Origin of the sequence: Bradyrhizobium diversitatis (assembly GCF_016031635.1) — a bacterium.
GTDB classification, from domain to species: domain Bacteria; phylum Pseudomonadota; class Alphaproteobacteria; order Rhizobiales; family Xanthobacteraceae; genus Bradyrhizobium; species Bradyrhizobium diversitatis.
On record NZ_JACEGD010000003.1, the window covers coordinates 23,018 to 36,911 of the forward strand.

At 61.3% G+C, this 13,894-nt stretch carries 14 protein-coding genes and 1 tRNA gene; 6 read left to right on the forward strand and 9 right to left on the reverse strand.

The annotated features are described in order from the left end of the window. Window positions 1-183: 183 nt before the first annotated feature. The 5 genes from H1B27_RS03100 to H1B27_RS03120 form a co-directional block, all read right to left on the reverse strand. Complete coding sequence (locus tag H1B27_RS03100; RefSeq protein WP_197964968.1) at window positions 184-1,545, reverse strand: 5-methylcytosine restriction system specificity protein McrC; 1,362 nt, start codon at window positions 1,543-1,545, stop codon at window positions 184-186. Beyond that, window positions 1,542-3,362 carry an McrB family protein gene (locus tag H1B27_RS03105; RefSeq protein WP_197964969.1) on the reverse strand — a complete coding sequence of 607 codons (1,821 nt, stop codon included), beginning with the start codon at window positions 3,360-3,362 and terminating at the stop codon, window positions 1,542-1,544. Before H1B27_RS03105 ends, H1B27_RS03100 begins: the two co-directional genes overlap by 4 nt. Window positions 3,363-3,521: 159 nt before the next feature. Then, on the reverse strand, window positions 3,522-3,770 hold the full coding sequence (locus H1B27_RS03110) for a hypothetical protein (protein WP_197964970.1): 249 nt from the start codon (window positions 3,768-3,770) through the stop codon (window positions 3,522-3,524). 106 nt (window positions 3,771-3,876) lie between these two features. Further along, window positions 3,877-5,412: a DUF6538 domain-containing protein gene (locus tag H1B27_RS03115; RefSeq protein WP_197964971.1), complete on the reverse strand. Its 1,536-nt coding sequence runs from the start codon at window positions 5,410-5,412 to the stop codon at window positions 3,877-3,879. A gap of 84 nt (window positions 5,413-5,496) precedes the next feature. Then, window positions 5,497-5,583 (reverse strand) — tRNA-Leu (locus H1B27_RS03120). Window positions 5,584-5,737: 154 nt separating this feature from the next. Here H1B27_RS03120 and H1B27_RS03125 point away from each other — a divergent pair. Further along, complete coding sequence (locus H1B27_RS03125; protein WP_197964972.1) at window positions 5,738-6,703, forward strand: complex I NDUFA9 subunit family protein; 966 nt, start codon at window positions 5,738-5,740, stop codon at window positions 6,701-6,703. Window positions 6,704-6,781: 78 nt separating this feature from the next. Here the strand turns inward: H1B27_RS03125 and H1B27_RS03130 are convergent, their stop codons facing one another. Next, the gene (locus tag H1B27_RS03130; RefSeq protein WP_197964973.1) at window positions 6,782-7,588 is read right to left on the reverse strand and encodes an undecaprenyl-diphosphate phosphatase; all 807 of its coding nucleotides are present in this window, start codon (window positions 7,586-7,588) and stop codon (window positions 6,782-6,784) included. A gap of 169 nt (window positions 7,589-7,757) precedes the next feature. Between H1B27_RS03130 and H1B27_RS03135 the strand changes: the two genes are divergently transcribed. From H1B27_RS03135 to H1B27_RS03145, 3 genes are all read left to right on the forward strand, one after another. Continuing rightward, window positions 7,758-8,450, forward strand: coding sequence for a glutathione S-transferase family protein (locus H1B27_RS03135; RefSeq protein WP_028179134.1), 693 nt, complete (start codon window positions 7,758-7,760; stop codon window positions 8,448-8,450). Then, window positions 8,399-9,574, forward strand: a complete 1,176-nt coding sequence (queG, locus tag H1B27_RS03140) for a tRNA epoxyqueuosine(34) reductase QueG (protein ID WP_197964974.1) — start codon at window positions 8,399-8,401, stop codon at window positions 9,572-9,574. The genes H1B27_RS03135 and queG overlap by 52 nt, the downstream gene beginning before the upstream one ends. A gap of 155 nt (window positions 9,575-9,729) precedes the next feature. Then, complete coding sequence (locus H1B27_RS03145) at window positions 9,730-10,527, forward strand: acyl-CoA thioesterase domain-containing protein (protein ID WP_197964975.1); 798 nt, start codon at window positions 9,730-9,732, stop codon at window positions 10,525-10,527. A gap of 115 nt (window positions 10,528-10,642) precedes the next feature. Here the strand turns inward: H1B27_RS03145 and H1B27_RS03150 are convergent, their stop codons facing one another. Continuing rightward, entirely contained in the window at window positions 10,643-11,110 is a 468-nt protein-coding gene (locus tag H1B27_RS03150) for a nuclear transport factor 2 family protein (protein ID WP_197964976.1), read from the reverse strand. Window positions 11,111-11,253: 143 nt separating this feature from the next. Then, window positions 11,254-12,042, reverse strand: a complete 789-nt coding sequence (locus H1B27_RS03155) for an alpha/beta hydrolase (RefSeq protein ID WP_061879987.1) — start codon at window positions 12,040-12,042, stop codon at window positions 11,254-11,256. 249 nt (window positions 12,043-12,291) lie between these two features. Between H1B27_RS03155 and infC the strand changes: the two genes are divergently transcribed. Beyond that, window positions 12,292-12,831, forward strand: a complete 540-nt coding sequence (infC, locus tag H1B27_RS03160; protein ID WP_082822073.1) for a translation initiation factor IF-3 — start codon at window positions 12,292-12,294, stop codon at window positions 12,829-12,831. 150 nt (window positions 12,832-12,981) lie between these two features. On the opposite strand, the gene H1B27_RS03165 is transcribed toward infC, so the two are convergent. Next, a complete protein-coding gene (locus tag H1B27_RS03165) occupies window positions 12,982-13,380 on the reverse strand; it encodes a hypothetical protein (protein ID WP_197964977.1) in 399 nt (132 codons plus the stop codon). A gap of 275 nt (window positions 13,381-13,655) precedes the next feature. On the opposite strand from H1B27_RS03165, the gene rpmI reads away from it, so the two are divergent. Next, window positions 13,656-13,856: a 50S ribosomal protein L35 gene (gene rpmI / locus H1B27_RS03170; protein ID WP_008539890.1), complete on the forward strand. Its 201-nt coding sequence runs from the start codon at window positions 13,656-13,658 to the stop codon at window positions 13,854-13,856. Window positions 13,857-13,894: the final 38 nt, after the last annotated feature.

Below are 13,894 nucleotides of genomic sequence, written 5' to 3' on the forward strand. Positions count from 1 at the left end.
ATCGAGCCGCATACCGACCGTAGCAGCTTTTGACCGGGTTGAGTCGGTTTTATACCGGTTGAGTTGGGTTATACCAGTCCCCAAGCGCGGCTTCGGCGCGAAAGAAGTGCGTCCCCCGGCAGCCAATCCGAAATTGCAGCGTCTGGGCTGCACTACCAGAAAAATACGTCGCAAATCGACCCCCTATTGACCACCCAGAATCGCTGCACGGACGAGGCTGTTCATCATCTGCTCGGACTCGCCCGGCTTTTCGCCGTCAGCCTCGTCCCCACAATTGACCGATACGAACCAAAGCTGCCGCGAGGGTGTCGACGCGACCCGCCAAGGATTTTTTGGTGCCAAACGGCGAACTACCTGTCCTTCAGGGTCGCCAGGGTAGATCAGAAAGCCGTCCAGTCGCGATGCAGGATCACCAAAGCCAGCTAGATAAGCGGTGAGTTGGTAAAGATCATCGGTGACTACGCCCGTACGGTTGAGAGCGTGTGCCCGCGTCGTCTTGTATTTGGCATCGGCGATGGCACGGCAACGCCCCTCATGATCGAGTATAAGAACATCCGGGCGCAACGAACCGAGCTCGTCGCCATCTGCAATCAAAAGTGATCGGATGTGTTCGATGGCGCGGCCCGTATGGACAACCCGCAACCCAGGAAGACCAACTTGCAAGAGCTTGGCGACGTATAATTCCCAAATCTCGGCCATGTCGAGCAGCACCCCGAACGCCTTGCCCTCACCAGCAGATGACGCCATACGCGGACGTCGCGCGAGGATAGAGAGCGAGAGCTCGATTGCGGGTCTGTAGTTTTCAGTTATCGGCGAGTATCGCACGATGTGATTCTCGACCGTTGTTATGCCCACGCGTGGGCCAAGGGCCGCTTGGAGGTCTTCGACTATGGTTCTGCCGCGCTCGGGCAACCAGTAATTTTTCTCGCCACGTGAGCCGAGAGCGGCGCGCAAGCGTTCGAACGCGCCTAGCAGAATGCGACCAATGACCGGATCGACGACGCGTGTGCGCGTAACGCTCGCGAGACGGTCGTCCCTAACTGCGCGCATGAGAGCGGTTTCACGCGGCAAGAGCCTACCGCGCAGGGCGGCACCGAAATGGACCGTTTCGACTCGTCGGAACGGCAGTCCATGCTTCGCGGCAACGAGGAGCCGACCAGCCCAAAGATGAGCGATTACAAGCCAAAGCCAAATGCGCTGCTGCTCATATCGGCCTTTTGAATCTACCAGCCTGACTCCCCAGATAGCGGAAAGCCATTTCATCAGAGCCGGCATACCAAACCTGGGTTCGAGACGCAGGATCCGCCCTTCGAACTGGACTTCGCCGATGTATCGCCCCGCCCACCAAGTGCCGGTCGCGGCGTCGAAAGAGGCTACAGGCTCCTCGTCGAGCTCATCGGCCTGATGGCCGAGGCGGAGAAGCATATCGGGCGGTTTCGCCGCAAGGACGAGCTTTCGAAGCCAGTCATCATCCTCGCGGTTGGCAATCGGAATTGGTGAACAATCCCGCGCGAGAATTGTGCTGGCGTCGATTTGCTCGGTCACGATCCTTCGCCCGCAAGAAGAATGCCCGCCGCGCGCGTCAGGAGAGCCTCGCGCTCGGCAGAATCGATCCCGGAAAGATATTGTGTAAGAAGAGGTGCCAGCGAGTAACGCCAGAGCGTATCGACCGGGTCGAGCGCCATCCCTCTGCTATTGAACAATACCCGGTTTCGCCGCTTTTCCGACGACACAAGATACCGGTGTGCGAATGATACCACGTCGCAGAAATAGGTATGGCCGATTTCGTACTGCGATCCAAGATAGCTGTTGCCATCAATAATCTCGTTCAGCAGGAGCGCACGATCGGCAAGGATCTCGAACTCCGCTTCGACCTTCTCCCAGCCGCGACGCAGCTTCCCTACTTCCAGCAGCGCGCTCCAGCGCTTTTGCGATACGGCGAGAAAATCATCGCGGGAAAATCCACGAAAGAACCATAGAAAGCGGCGGCGCAAAGCAAAATCGACGTGTTCAAGAGACTGGTCGATCAGATTCATTGTGCCAATAACATAGAGGTTTGCAGGAAGCCGCACCTTGCGCGGCTTCTCGTCGTGACCGCCAAGACGTACCTCGGTATCGCGATCTTCAAGAAGTGAGAAGCATTCCCCGAGCACCTTACTGAGATCAGCACGATTCATCTCGTCGAGAATGAGAACTACCGGAATCTTTTGTTCTTCGACGGATTCACGTTGCATCTCCTCAACAACTCTCAACAGGACTCCATCGCGATATTCGGTCTGGCCATTGCTTGCGATCTGAAGTCCTCGCACGAAATCTTCATAGCCGTACCCGGGATGAAACTGGACCCTTTGCGTGCGCGTCGCGACAAGCTCTGAAAGCTTTTTATCGGGGGTCGAAAAGAAGCGCCCCGGCCCCCACTGCTTAAGCAGCTCTTGTCGGATCAGGCTGCCGGCGATGTCCCTCGCCTGATAGGTCTTGCCAGTTCCTGGTGGACCGTAGAGAACGATTTGCTGCTTGATATGCAGCGCCGGTAGAGCGCCAAGCGTTTCACTCTCGCCGTCAGTGTACCAGCAGGCGCGTAGCGGTTCCCAATAAAAATCGAGTTCGTGGTCGGACAGGAATTTCGTCAGCCTCTGTCGAATAGCCTTGAGTTGATCATCAACGTCGTCAGGCGTTTCGCCCTCGATCATCTCACGAAAGGCTTCAGCTATGCGCGATTTGTGGTCCTCGCTCGCGATCCGTTCGTAGTCGTCTGGAAACAAGAGATAGAGGAGGATGTGTCGGAGTTGCGGTGGTCGTCCGAATTCATCTCGATGCGCCTCGGCCAAATCGTCGAGCATCGCCCGGGCGCGCAGGTGATCCTGTAACATCTCTACCCGTTCGGCTTCGGGTTTGTTAGTCACTGCAATTGCAAACCGAGCTAAGTAGGTGAGCTCATTGGGTCTGCCGGTGTTGTAGACTAGTCCGGGATTGCCAATGCCGGTGTCGAAGGCATCGAACAGGGGGGCCTTACCGTCGATTTCAATGCTCCTCCAACTCGCAACTTCCCGGATCAGCCCAGTCTTTCTCGAACGGCCAACGCTGGTAGGAAAGAGGAAGTACACAAACAGCAGTTCGCAAGCGAGGCGCGTTACGTCTTCATTCTCCGTCGCGAGCTGAGCCTTGAACTTCTGCTCGAAGTTCTTGTCTTTCGAGGTGTCCGGCCGATCGATGAAGCAAGCCTTGAAGCGCTGCAAGTTGCTCGGCGACCAGAGCTCACGATCCCCCCAGAGAAGAGATTTTCCGGCGACTAGGCATTGATCGCGCCAGTCGCGCGCGGCATCGAAAATGCGCGATGAGTCGTGCTCTGTGATTCGTGCCATAGCCCGTGAAACCCCTGCCCCGGCAATACCAAGCTACAGTAGCATGGTGGCCACAAAATCCGACGCCCTGCTGAAACGATTTTGCCTGCCTACATTGGTCCTGGCGGACTTGTAACAGCGTCCGCCTTGCTCTCCCAGGGCTGTCCCTGCCATTTCCTGTTAGGTCAAACTCGCCAAAATCCCCCAGCTATAGACATCCTCGACGGTGAAATGAAAATCCTTCAGGTGCACCCTTTGCGCATAGCCTAAGCGGCTACGTCCGCACCGAACGATGGCAGCCTCCAGATCATCGATCTGATCGGCGGTAGCGCGCGAAGCGCGAGGGCGGCGCACGCGTTCCCGATGATCTGGTTGCTGCTGTCGTTCGGGCTTCAGAGCCACCAGATCGCCGCTTCTGCCGTCCATCATGAAGTATGGGCCGAGATATGGGCTCTCGAACGTCTCTCTTCAGGAAGCACTGAAAGATAAGGACTTTTCAACCTGTATGGCGGAGAGGGAGGGTTTCGAAATCCGGTTAAAGTTCGAGACGCGGAATTTTAGATATCTCGCGGAAAAGAGCATCGACCGGAAACTCCCCATAGGAGTCCGCGACGGACGTCGCCCCATGACCGGTGATGGCGTTTAGAATGTCCTGAGCAAGTCCATACTTGCGTCCCGACGTCTTGATGCGATGGCGCCACGAGTGGCTCGGCGAAAGCCTCGGATCTTTTAATCCGAGTTGGCGAACGAACCGGCCAATTACTTTGGTGCCATTTCCGCCGCGCTTCCCAAATTTATCCGGCGACAGCTCTACGAAAAGCGGTCCAGACTTTACCGTGTTCGCAAACTTCAAGAACCCATTCTCAATGAGAGCCGGGTGCACGGGAATGATGCGCTCCGACCCGCTTGTCTTGAGCGAACCGGCCTCCGGATCAAATTTGATGCACCAGATTTGATCGAGCTTGATGACGTCTTCGGAGCGCAATTGGCAGATCTCGGAAACTCGAGCTCCAGTATAAGCACCGATCCAAGGTACCCACCGCCGGACCGGGTCTTTTTCGGTCAGCGCGGCTCGGAGGATCAGTTTCGCCTCTTCATCGGTAAAGCTGCGCTTTTTCTCGCCTTGCTTGCTTTTCACATCAAGGGAAACACCTTCGGCAGGGTTGGACAGGATATGCTTGTTCTGGACCGCCCACTGCAAAATTGTCCTTATGGGCGCCAATTTCGCATCCTGGATCGTCTTCGGACGCAATCCGCCTGCTACCATTGATTGCTTCCAGCCAACGATATCCTCTCCGGTCAATCGCCTGGCATCGTCATGGCCCACATAATCCTTCAGTTGATTCGCCACCCGAGACCACTCGTACAGCGTCTTGGCTGCGGGCCGACGTTCGGCTGCCCATCCTTTAACGAGGTCGATCAGGGGAAGCGGCGATTGGGAAGATGCCAAGCGCGGAGCCCCTTGGCCATGTGCTAGCGGGAGGATGTTCGAGAACGTCGCTCCTTTCGCAAGTTGTGCGAGGGTCAAGCTTGCACGCTGCAGGGCGGCGGCGACGGCGCGGGCAAGGACACGGCGGCCTTCTTCGTTGAGTATCAGTCCCCGAGTCGAGGCAAACTGGTCAGCCAGTTCCCGGCACCACGTTTCCATCTGCAGGATTCGAAATCTGTCAGGATCGATCTCGATCTGAAAAGCGTCGTATAGAAAATCATACGATTTCGGAGTCGCTTGAGGTGCGAACACCCGGTCGGCAAGGTCAACATTCCAGGTTGTCTGCTGGCTTGGGTTATCCGTGTGTTGCTGGAGCCACCAGTCATGAACGACCATGGCCAGTTGGTGTGCCTCCCTCTCCGTGAGGATCTTTGGTCCCAAACGCAGGTTGGCCCACCGCTCCTCGATTTCCGCCAGTGCCTCAGCGTGGCGGCGCTTGGCCTCGACGGGGTCGCGGGTGCCGAGACTGCGCTTCTCCTCGCGCTTGCCGACAAGCGCTCGCAGGTCGTCTGGGACGCCTTTGCGAAGCCAATAGACACCGCTGTCGGGATGTTTCCATGGACGTGACATTGCAAGGGGCATTGTACCAGCCTTTTGTACCAGGCGGGTAGCGTCAAGCCGTTGATCTTGCTGATTTCCTTACAAACCAATGGTTTAAAAGGAGGGTGGTGCCCAGGAAAGGACTCGAACCTTCACGGCCGTTAAGCCACTGGCACCTGAAGCCAGCGCGTCTACCAATTCCACCACCTGGGCATGCCGTTTGGGGCACGGAGGCGGTTACTACGGTTCGGTGACGCCGTTGTCAATTCATGCGTGAGGCCCGGTTCGGGATGCCGATTGCGCATCGCAAACCGGCCCGATAAAAGCCTGACAAGACGCACTCTTTTCCGCAGGAACGGACACCCCCATGGCATCGAATCTGGACACGCTCGTCACGGTTTTCGGCGGATCGGGGTTTTTGGGCCGGAATGTCGTCCGGGCCCTGTGCAAGAGGGATTACCGGGTCCGGGTTGCGGTACGGCGGCCGGAACTCGCCGGATACCTGCAGCCCTCCGGCAAGGTCGGACAGGTCCACACCGTGCAGGCGAATCTGCGCTATCCGGCCTCGGTCGAGGCGGCGCTGCGTGATTCGCATGTCGCGATCAACCTCGTCGGCGTCCTCACCGAGGGCGGCGCACAGACCTTCGACGCCGTCCAGGCCAAGGGCGCCGAAACCGTCGCCAAGGCATCGGCCGCGGCCGATGCCGGCCTGGTGCATGTCTCCGCCATCGGCGCCGACGCGGAATCGCCCTCGCGCTATGCCAGGGCCAAGGCGGCGGGCGAAGCCGCGGTTCTGGCCGCGGTTCCCTCCGCCACGATCTTCCGCCCCTCCGTGATGTTCGGCCCCGAGGACCAGTTCACCAACCGCTTTGCCGCGCTGGCCCGGATGTCGCCGGTGCTCCCGCTGATCGGCGAGACGACCCGGATGCAGCCGGTCTATGTCGGCGACGTCGCCACCGCGATCGCGGATGCCGTCGACGGCAAGGCCAAGGCGGGCGCGACTTACGAGCTCGGCGGGCCGGAAGTGCTGACCATGCGCGAGATCATCGAGACCATCCTGGAGATCACTGATCGCAAGCGGATGCTGATCCCGCTGCCGTTCGGCCTCGCCCGCCTCCAGGCCGCCTTGCTGCAATTCGCGCCGGGCGCGTTCAAGCTGACACCGGACCAGGTCACGCTGCTCGAGCGCGACAACGTCGTCTCGGACGCGGCGAAGGCGGCCGGCCTGACGCTGGAAGGCTTCGGCATCACCCCCGATTCGCTGGAAGCGATCGCCCCGCAATATCTCTGGCGCTTCCGCGCCGCCGGTCAGTTCCAGCGCATGAGCGTGTGAGCTCTCTCTTTCACCTCTCTCGCTTGCGGGAGAGGGAGCGCGGCCTCGCCGGAGTTGGCTTCAAAACTTCAGCAGCTCCTACTGCCCCAGCGCCAGCGCGATCAGGCCGAGCGTGCCGACGATGACGCGCCACCAGGCGAACACCACGAAGCCGTGCCGGGTGACGTAGGTCAGGAACGTCTTCACCACGATGATGGCGGTGATGAACGACACCACGAATCCGATCGCGACGATGCCCATGTGGTCCATCGTCATCTCGGCGCGGCTCTTGTAGAAGTCGTAGGCGAACGCGCCGATCATGGTGGGGATGGCGAGGAAGAACGAGAACTCCGCCGCCGCGCGCTTGTCGGCCCCCAGCAGCATGGCCGCGACGATGCTGGCGCCGGAGCGGGACACGCCCGGGATCATCGCCACGCACTGCGCGATGCCGATATAGAGATACATCAAGAGCGGAAATCTGGTGGCGTCGTACTCGCGCGGCTTGAGCTCGAGCTTGTCGACCCAGAGCAGGATGGCGCCGCCGACGATCAGCGTGAAGCAGATGACCCAGGGATTGAACAGCAGGGCCTTGATGTACTTGCCGGCGACGAGGCCGACCAGCACGGCCGGCAGGAACGCCACCAGCACGCCGATCACGAAGCGCCGCGCATCGGCATCGCCCGTGAACAGGCCGATCACGACGTCCCACAGCTTCCTGAAATATAGCCCGACGATCGCCAGGATCGCGCCCAGCTGGATCAGAACGGTAAACGAATCCCAGAAGGCGCCTTCGCCGAGATGGAAGAAGCGCTCCGCGAGCAGGAGGTGACCGGTCGAGGATACGGGAAGGAACTCGGTCACACCCTCGATGATGCCGAGGATCACTGCCCGTATTGCGTCTGACATATTTACGGTCCATTTCGGCTGGAAAAGCGGGGCTCTTCTCGCCTATTCGTTCCCATGCCGCAATCGCAAAATGCGAGATCACGATCTTGCCTCGCGGTTTTGAGGGACTAGTGTGGCGCCGCACAAACATTGATGGATTCTTAAGCACCATCAAATAGTCAAAGGCTTCATGTTTACGCTGTTTCATCATCCCTTCTGCCCGCATTCGCGCTTCATCCGCCTGATCGCGGGCGAATACGGGCTTGATCTGAAGCTGATCGAAGAGCGCAGCTGGGAGCGGCGCGAGGCGTTTCTGCTTCTCAATGCGGCCGGCACCACGCCGGTGTTGGTGGACGAGGAACAGCCGCCGATTCCCGGCGCGGCCATCATCGCCGAATATGTCGACGAGGCCTATGGTGCCGAGATGGGCCCGAAACGCCTGATGCCGCAGACGATCGGCGAACGCGTCGAGGTGCGCCGGCTGATGGCCTGGTTCAACGAGAAGTTCTTCGAGGAAGTCTCGCACCCGCTCGTCACCGAGCGCATCTACAAGCGCTTCATGAGCGAGGAGAATGGCGGCGGCCCGCCTTCGGCCGACGTGATGCGCGCGGCGAAGGCCAATGTGCGCTATCATCTGGCCTATATCGGCTGGCTGGCGCAGACGCGCAATTTCCTCGCCGGCGACCGGCTCACCTACGCGGATCTCGCCGCCGCGGCGCATCTCTCGGCGATCGACTATCTGGGCGACGTGCCATGGAGCGAGGACGACGCAGCAAAGGCGTGGTACGCGCGGGTGAAATCCCGTCCGTCGTTCCGTCCGCTGCTCAGCGAATGGCTGGCCGGCGTGCCGGCGTCGCGGACCTACGTGGACCTGGATTTCTGAGCTCCGATCCGACTGAACTGAAGACGGCGCTTGCCCGCGAAGCGCGCGCGCTTGGCTTCGACTGCATCGGCATCACTGCGCCGGGCACGATCGAGAGTGCCGGCAAACACTTCCTCGAATTCATCGCATCGGGCGGCCATGGCGACATGGACTGGCTCGCCGCAAGTCCTGAGCGCCGCGTCGATCCGCGCGGGCTGTGGCAGGACGTGCGCAGCGTGATCATGCTCGGCGTCAATTACGGTCCCGACTCCGATCCGCTGGCGATCCTCGAGCAGCGGACGCGCGCGGCGATCTCGGTCTATGCGCAGGGCGACGATTATCACGACCTCATCAAGAAGCGCCTGAAGACGCTGGCGCGCTGGCTGGTCGCGACCGCGCCGTCGGACGTGAAAGTCTTCGTCGACACCGCGGCGGTAATGGAGAAGCCGCTGGCGCAGACGGCGCATCTGGGCTGGCAGGGCAAGCACACCAACCTCGTCTCGCGCGAGTTCGGCTCATGGCTTTTTCTCGGCGCGATCTACACCACGCTGGAGCTGCCGCGCGATGCCGCCGAGATCGATCATTGCGGCTCGTGCCGGGCCTGTCTCGACATCTGCCCGACCGCGGCGTTCCCCGCGCCCTACAAGCTCGATGCGCGGCGCTGCATCTCGTATCTCACCATCGAGAACAAGGGACCGATCCCGCGCGAATTTCGCAAAGCCATCGGCAATCGCATCTATGGCTGCGACGATTGCCTCGCCGCGTGCCCCTGGAACAAGTTCGCGCAGGAAGGTCGCGAGGCCAGGCTCGCGGCGCGCGACGAACTGCGTGCACCTCGGCTTGCCGAATTGGCACGGCTCGACGACGCGGCGTTCCGCGCGCTGTTCACGAAGTCGCCGGTCAAGCGCATCGGCCGCGACCGCTTCTTGCGAAACGTGCTGATCGCGATCGGCAATTCGGGCGAGGCGGCGCTGGCGGAGGAGGCGCGGCGGTTGCTGGGTGATGCGAGCCCGCTGGTGCGCGGGGCTGCGGTGTGGGCGCTCGAGCAATTGGTGGCACGGGAAGAGTTTCAGGCGATGAAGCTGCATGCTCTCGATCGCGAGCCCGACGAGAGCATTCGCGAAGAGTGGAAAGCCGCTCTCTGACCCTCATCCTGAGGAGCCGCGCGAGCGGCGTCTCGAAGGATAGAGGCCGAGCTGCCGCAGCGCGGCCTGCATGGTTCGAGACGGCGCTTCGCGCCTCCTCACCATGAGGATTGAACATCTTGATTTCCCCGCGCGTTCCAGCAATCTCGCGCGTCATGACAAACATGCCCTTCTTCACCCGCGACGGCGAGACATTCCACCCGACGGAAGTTGCCAATGGCCCCTGGGATCCGAAGTCGCTGTACGGGCGCGTCATCATCGGCCTGCTCGGCTTCGCCATCGAGGAACGCCATTCCGGGCCCGAGTTCGTGCCGGCGCGGCTCACCGTCGACATGTTTCGGCTGCCGACCATCGACAAGCCGATTGAAGTGACGACGCGGCTGGTGCGCGATGGACTACGCATCCGCGTGGTGGAAGCGGAGTTCGTCTCCGGCGGCGTCAGCATGGCGCGCGCCTCGTGCCAGCTGCTGCGCAAGACGCAAAATCCTGATGGCAATGTCTGGTCGCCGCCGAACTGGGACGCGCCGAAGCCGGCCGACATTCCCAAGCCCACGGATCCCAGGCTCGGCATGAACGGCAAATGGACGACGCGGCCGATCGTCGGCCATATGGGCTCGCTCGGACCGCGCCGGCTGTGGATGAGCGAGGTGCGCGAGCTCGTTGCGGGCGTGCCGATGACGCCGTTCGTCCATGTCGCAACCGGCGCCGATTTCGCCAGCCCGTTTGCCAATGCCGGCGACAAGGGGCTCGGCTACATCAACAGCGACGTCACGATCTATCTGCACCGCCTGCCGGTCACGAAATGGATCGGCTTCGAAGTCGTGAACCACCACGCCACCGACGGCGTCGCCATCGGCGAATGCTGGCTCTATGACGAGCAGGGCCCGATCGGCACCGCCACGGTCGCCGCACTGGCGCAGCGCAAGCCGATGGCGAATCCGTCGAAGCGGTAGGAGACGGCCGTCATTCCGGGGCGTGCGAAGCACGAGCCCGGAATCCATTCCTCCACGATTTCTGCGGCTCGATGGATTCCGGGCTCGCGCCAAGTGGCGCGCCCCGGAATGACGGTTAGGAGAGATGCTGCTGCATCTCCGGCCGCGCCTTCAACTCGGCGCCCTGCCTGCCGACGATCTTCGCAATTCTTTCAGGCGCAAATTTCAAATCCACGAACGCCGGTGCGGTGTTGGCGACCTCGTGATAGCTGGCGATCCTGCCGTCACGCAGGGTCATGATCGCCACGCCCTCGAACATCGCCCGCGCGCCGCCCGCTTCCGGCAAAGTCGATTTGTAGCTGAAGGTGTAGCGCGCATAGAGCGTGGTGCCGTCGGAGACGGGGTCATGCATGTCCCAGCGGAAATCGGTTGCCGTGCGATAGAACCAGTCGTCGATCATCGCCGCGATTTTTTCGCGGCCTTCGAAGGCGCCGTAGAACACATCGTGATAGACGCCGTCCTCGGTGAACAACTCGGCAAAGGCGCGGCCATTGCGCTGCTCGACCGCGTCGCAGAAGGCGCGCAGCATGGCGGTGGTGGTCATTGGCGTTGCTCCTTCCCCGTTCTCTGTCATGCCCCGGCTCGACCGGGGCATCCAGTGCGCCGTGACTTCTCGGCTCTATCTCTGCCGTTTCTGGAATACTGGATTGCCCGCCTTCGCGGGCAATGACAGCGAGTATTACAACATCACCCGATCTCCGCCACCGCCGCAAGAATGCGCGCGATATCCTGCGGGCGGGAGAGGCGGTGATCGCCGTCCTGGATCATGGTCAGCACGACGTCGTCGGCCGGCAGGCGGTGCGTCAGCGCGAAAGCGTGCTGCCATGGCACGTCGGGATCTTTCGCGCCCTGCAGGATGCGGACGGGGCAGCCGAGATCGATGGCGCTGCCGAGCACGAGGTGATTGCGGCCCTCCTCGATCAGGTTCCGCGTGATCGGATAGGGTGAGCCGTCGCCGTAATCCGACGGCCGCATCCAGACGCCCTTGGTCTCGATCTCCTTCTTCACCGCGGGCGAAAAATTCTTCCACATCAGCTCCTCGGTGAAATCGGGCGCGGGCGCGATCAGGACGAGGCCGGCCAGCGACGCCTTGCCGGGACGCTTCTTGATCTCGCGCGCGAGCAGCAGTGCGATCCAGCCGCCCATGGATGAGCCGATCAGGACTTGCGGGCCATCGCAAAACCGCTCGAACACCGCAACGCTCTCCTCCAGCCAACGTCCGATGGTTCCGTCGGCGAAGTCGCCGCCGGACTCGCCGTGGCCGGAATAGTCGAACCGCACCATCGCGCGGCTGTGATCCCGGGCGAAGGCGTCCAGCGCCAAGGCCTTGCTGCCCTGCATGTCCGAGTTGAATCCGCCCAGCCAGACCAGTCCCGGCCCCTGTCCGCGCCGACTGCGTACCGCGATCCTGCGTGCGGACGGGCCCTCACCCACATCGGTGAAGTCGAGCATGGCATCATGAATTATATCGGTCATGGAACATTTACTCTGGCTGTGCGGTTTGAGCTGTCCGGGCGCGTCCCGCGATGCGACCCGATGGCTGCATTGGCCGCCCTTTGGGACGCTTGCGGAACAGAAGCAAGGTGTCTATGTCGTCTGCGTGCTCAGGCGTGACCAAAATGCCTCGCATTTGAGGGTTTTTCGCGCCGCATGAGTGACTTGCTTGCCGGCAAACGCATCTTCCTTCAAGATAGCCGCTTCCTTCACAACTTTGGAGAACCACCCATTCGCCGTCCTAATAAAGCTCCGCCCGCTGCCAGCAAAGACGGGCCGCGCATCAATGATGATATCCGCAATGCGCAGATCCAGCTGATCGACCAGACCGGTGACAACAAAGGCACGGTCGAGACCGTCGTCGCCATCCGGATGGCTCAGGAAGCCGGCATGGATCTGGTCGAGATTTCGCCGAATGCCAGCCCTCCCGTCTGCAAGATCATGGACTACGGGAAGTACAAGTATTCCGCTCAGAAGAAAGCCGCGGAAGCCCGCAAGCGGCAGAAGACCGTCGAGATCAAGGAGATCAAGCTCCGCCCGATGATCGACGATCATGATTACGACGTGAAGATGCGCGCGATGCAGCGGTTCTTCGAAGAGGGCGACAAGGTCAAGATCACGTTGCGCTATCGTGGCCGCGAAATGGCGCACCAGGAGATCGGCACCAAGCTGCTGGACAAGATCAAGTCCGACGTCGCCGAGCTCGCCAAGGTCGAGCAGGACGCGCGGTTCGAAGGTCGCCAGGTCGTCATGGTGCTGGCGCCGCGCTGACGCGAAGCGCTTTGGTTCAGGACTGAGTTTTCAACGGCCCGTCCGGATCTCCGGCGGGCCGTTTTGTTTTGGTCGAGGTGTAGGCCACGAGCACTGCTGCAACCCTCGCCCGCGAGCGGGGGAGGCAGCGCATCTTCCGCATCGCGACAGCTACGTCCGCGTCGCCTGCCAGGTGCCGCTGCATTGGTCGCCGGAGATGACACCTCTCCACGAGCCGGCGCCGTTCATGCCGGCGAGCCGGCCGCCGCCGCTGGCGTGGGAGGCGCCGACCGAGACGTGGACAGCCACAGCACCGGAACGGTTGATCCTGCCCGAGACCCGGCCGCCGCCGGCGGACGAGACGCGGCTGCCCGTCACGGTGAAGGGGACGCTGTAGCCCGAGCTGCAACTGCCCCTCGTGGTGGCGAAGGTGACGTTCCAGATGCCGTCATAGCCGCCGATTCGGGCATCGGCAGTCGACGGCAGCATGACGGCCGCGAGCACGGCAAGCACCGCCAGATGACGCGGGCGGACGAAACCAGGTGAAGGCGATTGGGACAAATTGGCCATTTTGGTCCTGCTCCGGGGCGACACGGCTGGGACATGAGGGTGGCAACACCGGATAGTCTCCGGGCCTGTTCCGCCGGTTCATCGTTGCCATTTGGCTCCCGCTCTGTCATAAGCCCAGCCTTCATCGCCCGGCTGATTAAGGGCTGCCGTGGCGGTGTTTCGTGTGGGTTTCGCGCTCGTTCGCAAAAACCTGAGCACAATCAACGCTCTAACGAGCATTTAGACGGCCAGCCGCCTTCACGGGCGGATTTCTGTTGTGGCCATAGGAGAGCCAAATGCCCAAGCTGAAGACCAAATCGGGCGCTAAAAAGCGCTTCAAGGTGACTGCCACCGGCAAAGTGATGCACGCCCAGCGCGGCAAGCGTCACGGCATGATCAAGCGGACGAAGAAGCAGATCCGTCAGCTCCGCGGCACCCGCGTGCTGTTCAAGACCGACGGCGACAACGTCAAGAAGTACTTCTTGCCGAACGCCTGATCGCGTCCACGATCACTGCCCTCTCGCGCCGCCTTCGC

Excerpts from the sequence above, each read along its gene's own strand:
- H1B27_RS03105 (WP_197964969.1), bottom strand. The coding sequence starts at position 3,362 with ATGGCACGAATCACAGAGCACGACTCATCGCGCATTTTCGATGCCGCG.
- H1B27_RS03130 (WP_197964973.1), bottom strand. The coding sequence starts at position 7,588 with ATGTCAGACGCAATACGGGCAGTGATCCTCGGCATCATCGAGGGTGTG.
- H1B27_RS03125 (WP_197964972.1), top strand. The coding sequence starts at position 5,738 with ATGGCATCGAATCTGGACACGCTCGTCACGGTTTTCGGCGGATCGGGG.
- H1B27_RS03165 (WP_197964977.1), bottom strand. The coding sequence starts at position 13,380 with ATGGCCAATTTGTCCCAATCGCCTTCACCTGGTTTCGTCCGCCCGCGT.
- H1B27_RS03110 (WP_197964970.1), bottom strand. The coding sequence starts at position 3,770 with ATGATGGACGGCAGAAGCGGCGATCTGGTGGCTCTGAAGCCCGAACGA.
- queG (WP_197964974.1), top strand. The coding sequence starts at position 8,399 with ATGGCTGGCCGGCGTGCCGGCGTCGCGGACCTACGTGGACCTGGATTT.
- H1B27_RS03155 (WP_061879987.1), bottom strand. The coding sequence starts at position 12,042 with ATGACCGATATAATTCATGATGCCATGCTCGACTTCACCGATGTGGGT.
- rpmI (WP_008539890.1), top strand. The coding sequence starts at position 13,656 with ATGCCCAAGCTGAAGACCAAATCGGGCGCTAAAAAGCGCTTCAAGGTG.
- H1B27_RS03135 (WP_028179134.1), top strand. The coding sequence starts at position 7,758 with ATGTTTACGCTGTTTCATCATCCCTTCTGCCCGCATTCGCGCTTCATC.
- H1B27_RS03145 (WP_197964975.1), top strand. The coding sequence starts at position 9,730 with ATGACAAACATGCCCTTCTTCACCCGCGACGGCGAGACATTCCACCCG.
- H1B27_RS03150 (WP_197964976.1), bottom strand. The coding sequence starts at position 11,110 with ATGACCACCACCGCCATGCTGCGCGCCTTCTGCGACGCGGTCGAGCAG.
- H1B27_RS03115 (WP_197964971.1), bottom strand. The coding sequence starts at position 5,412 with ATGCCCCTTGCAATGTCACGTCCATGGAAACATCCCGACAGCGGTGTC.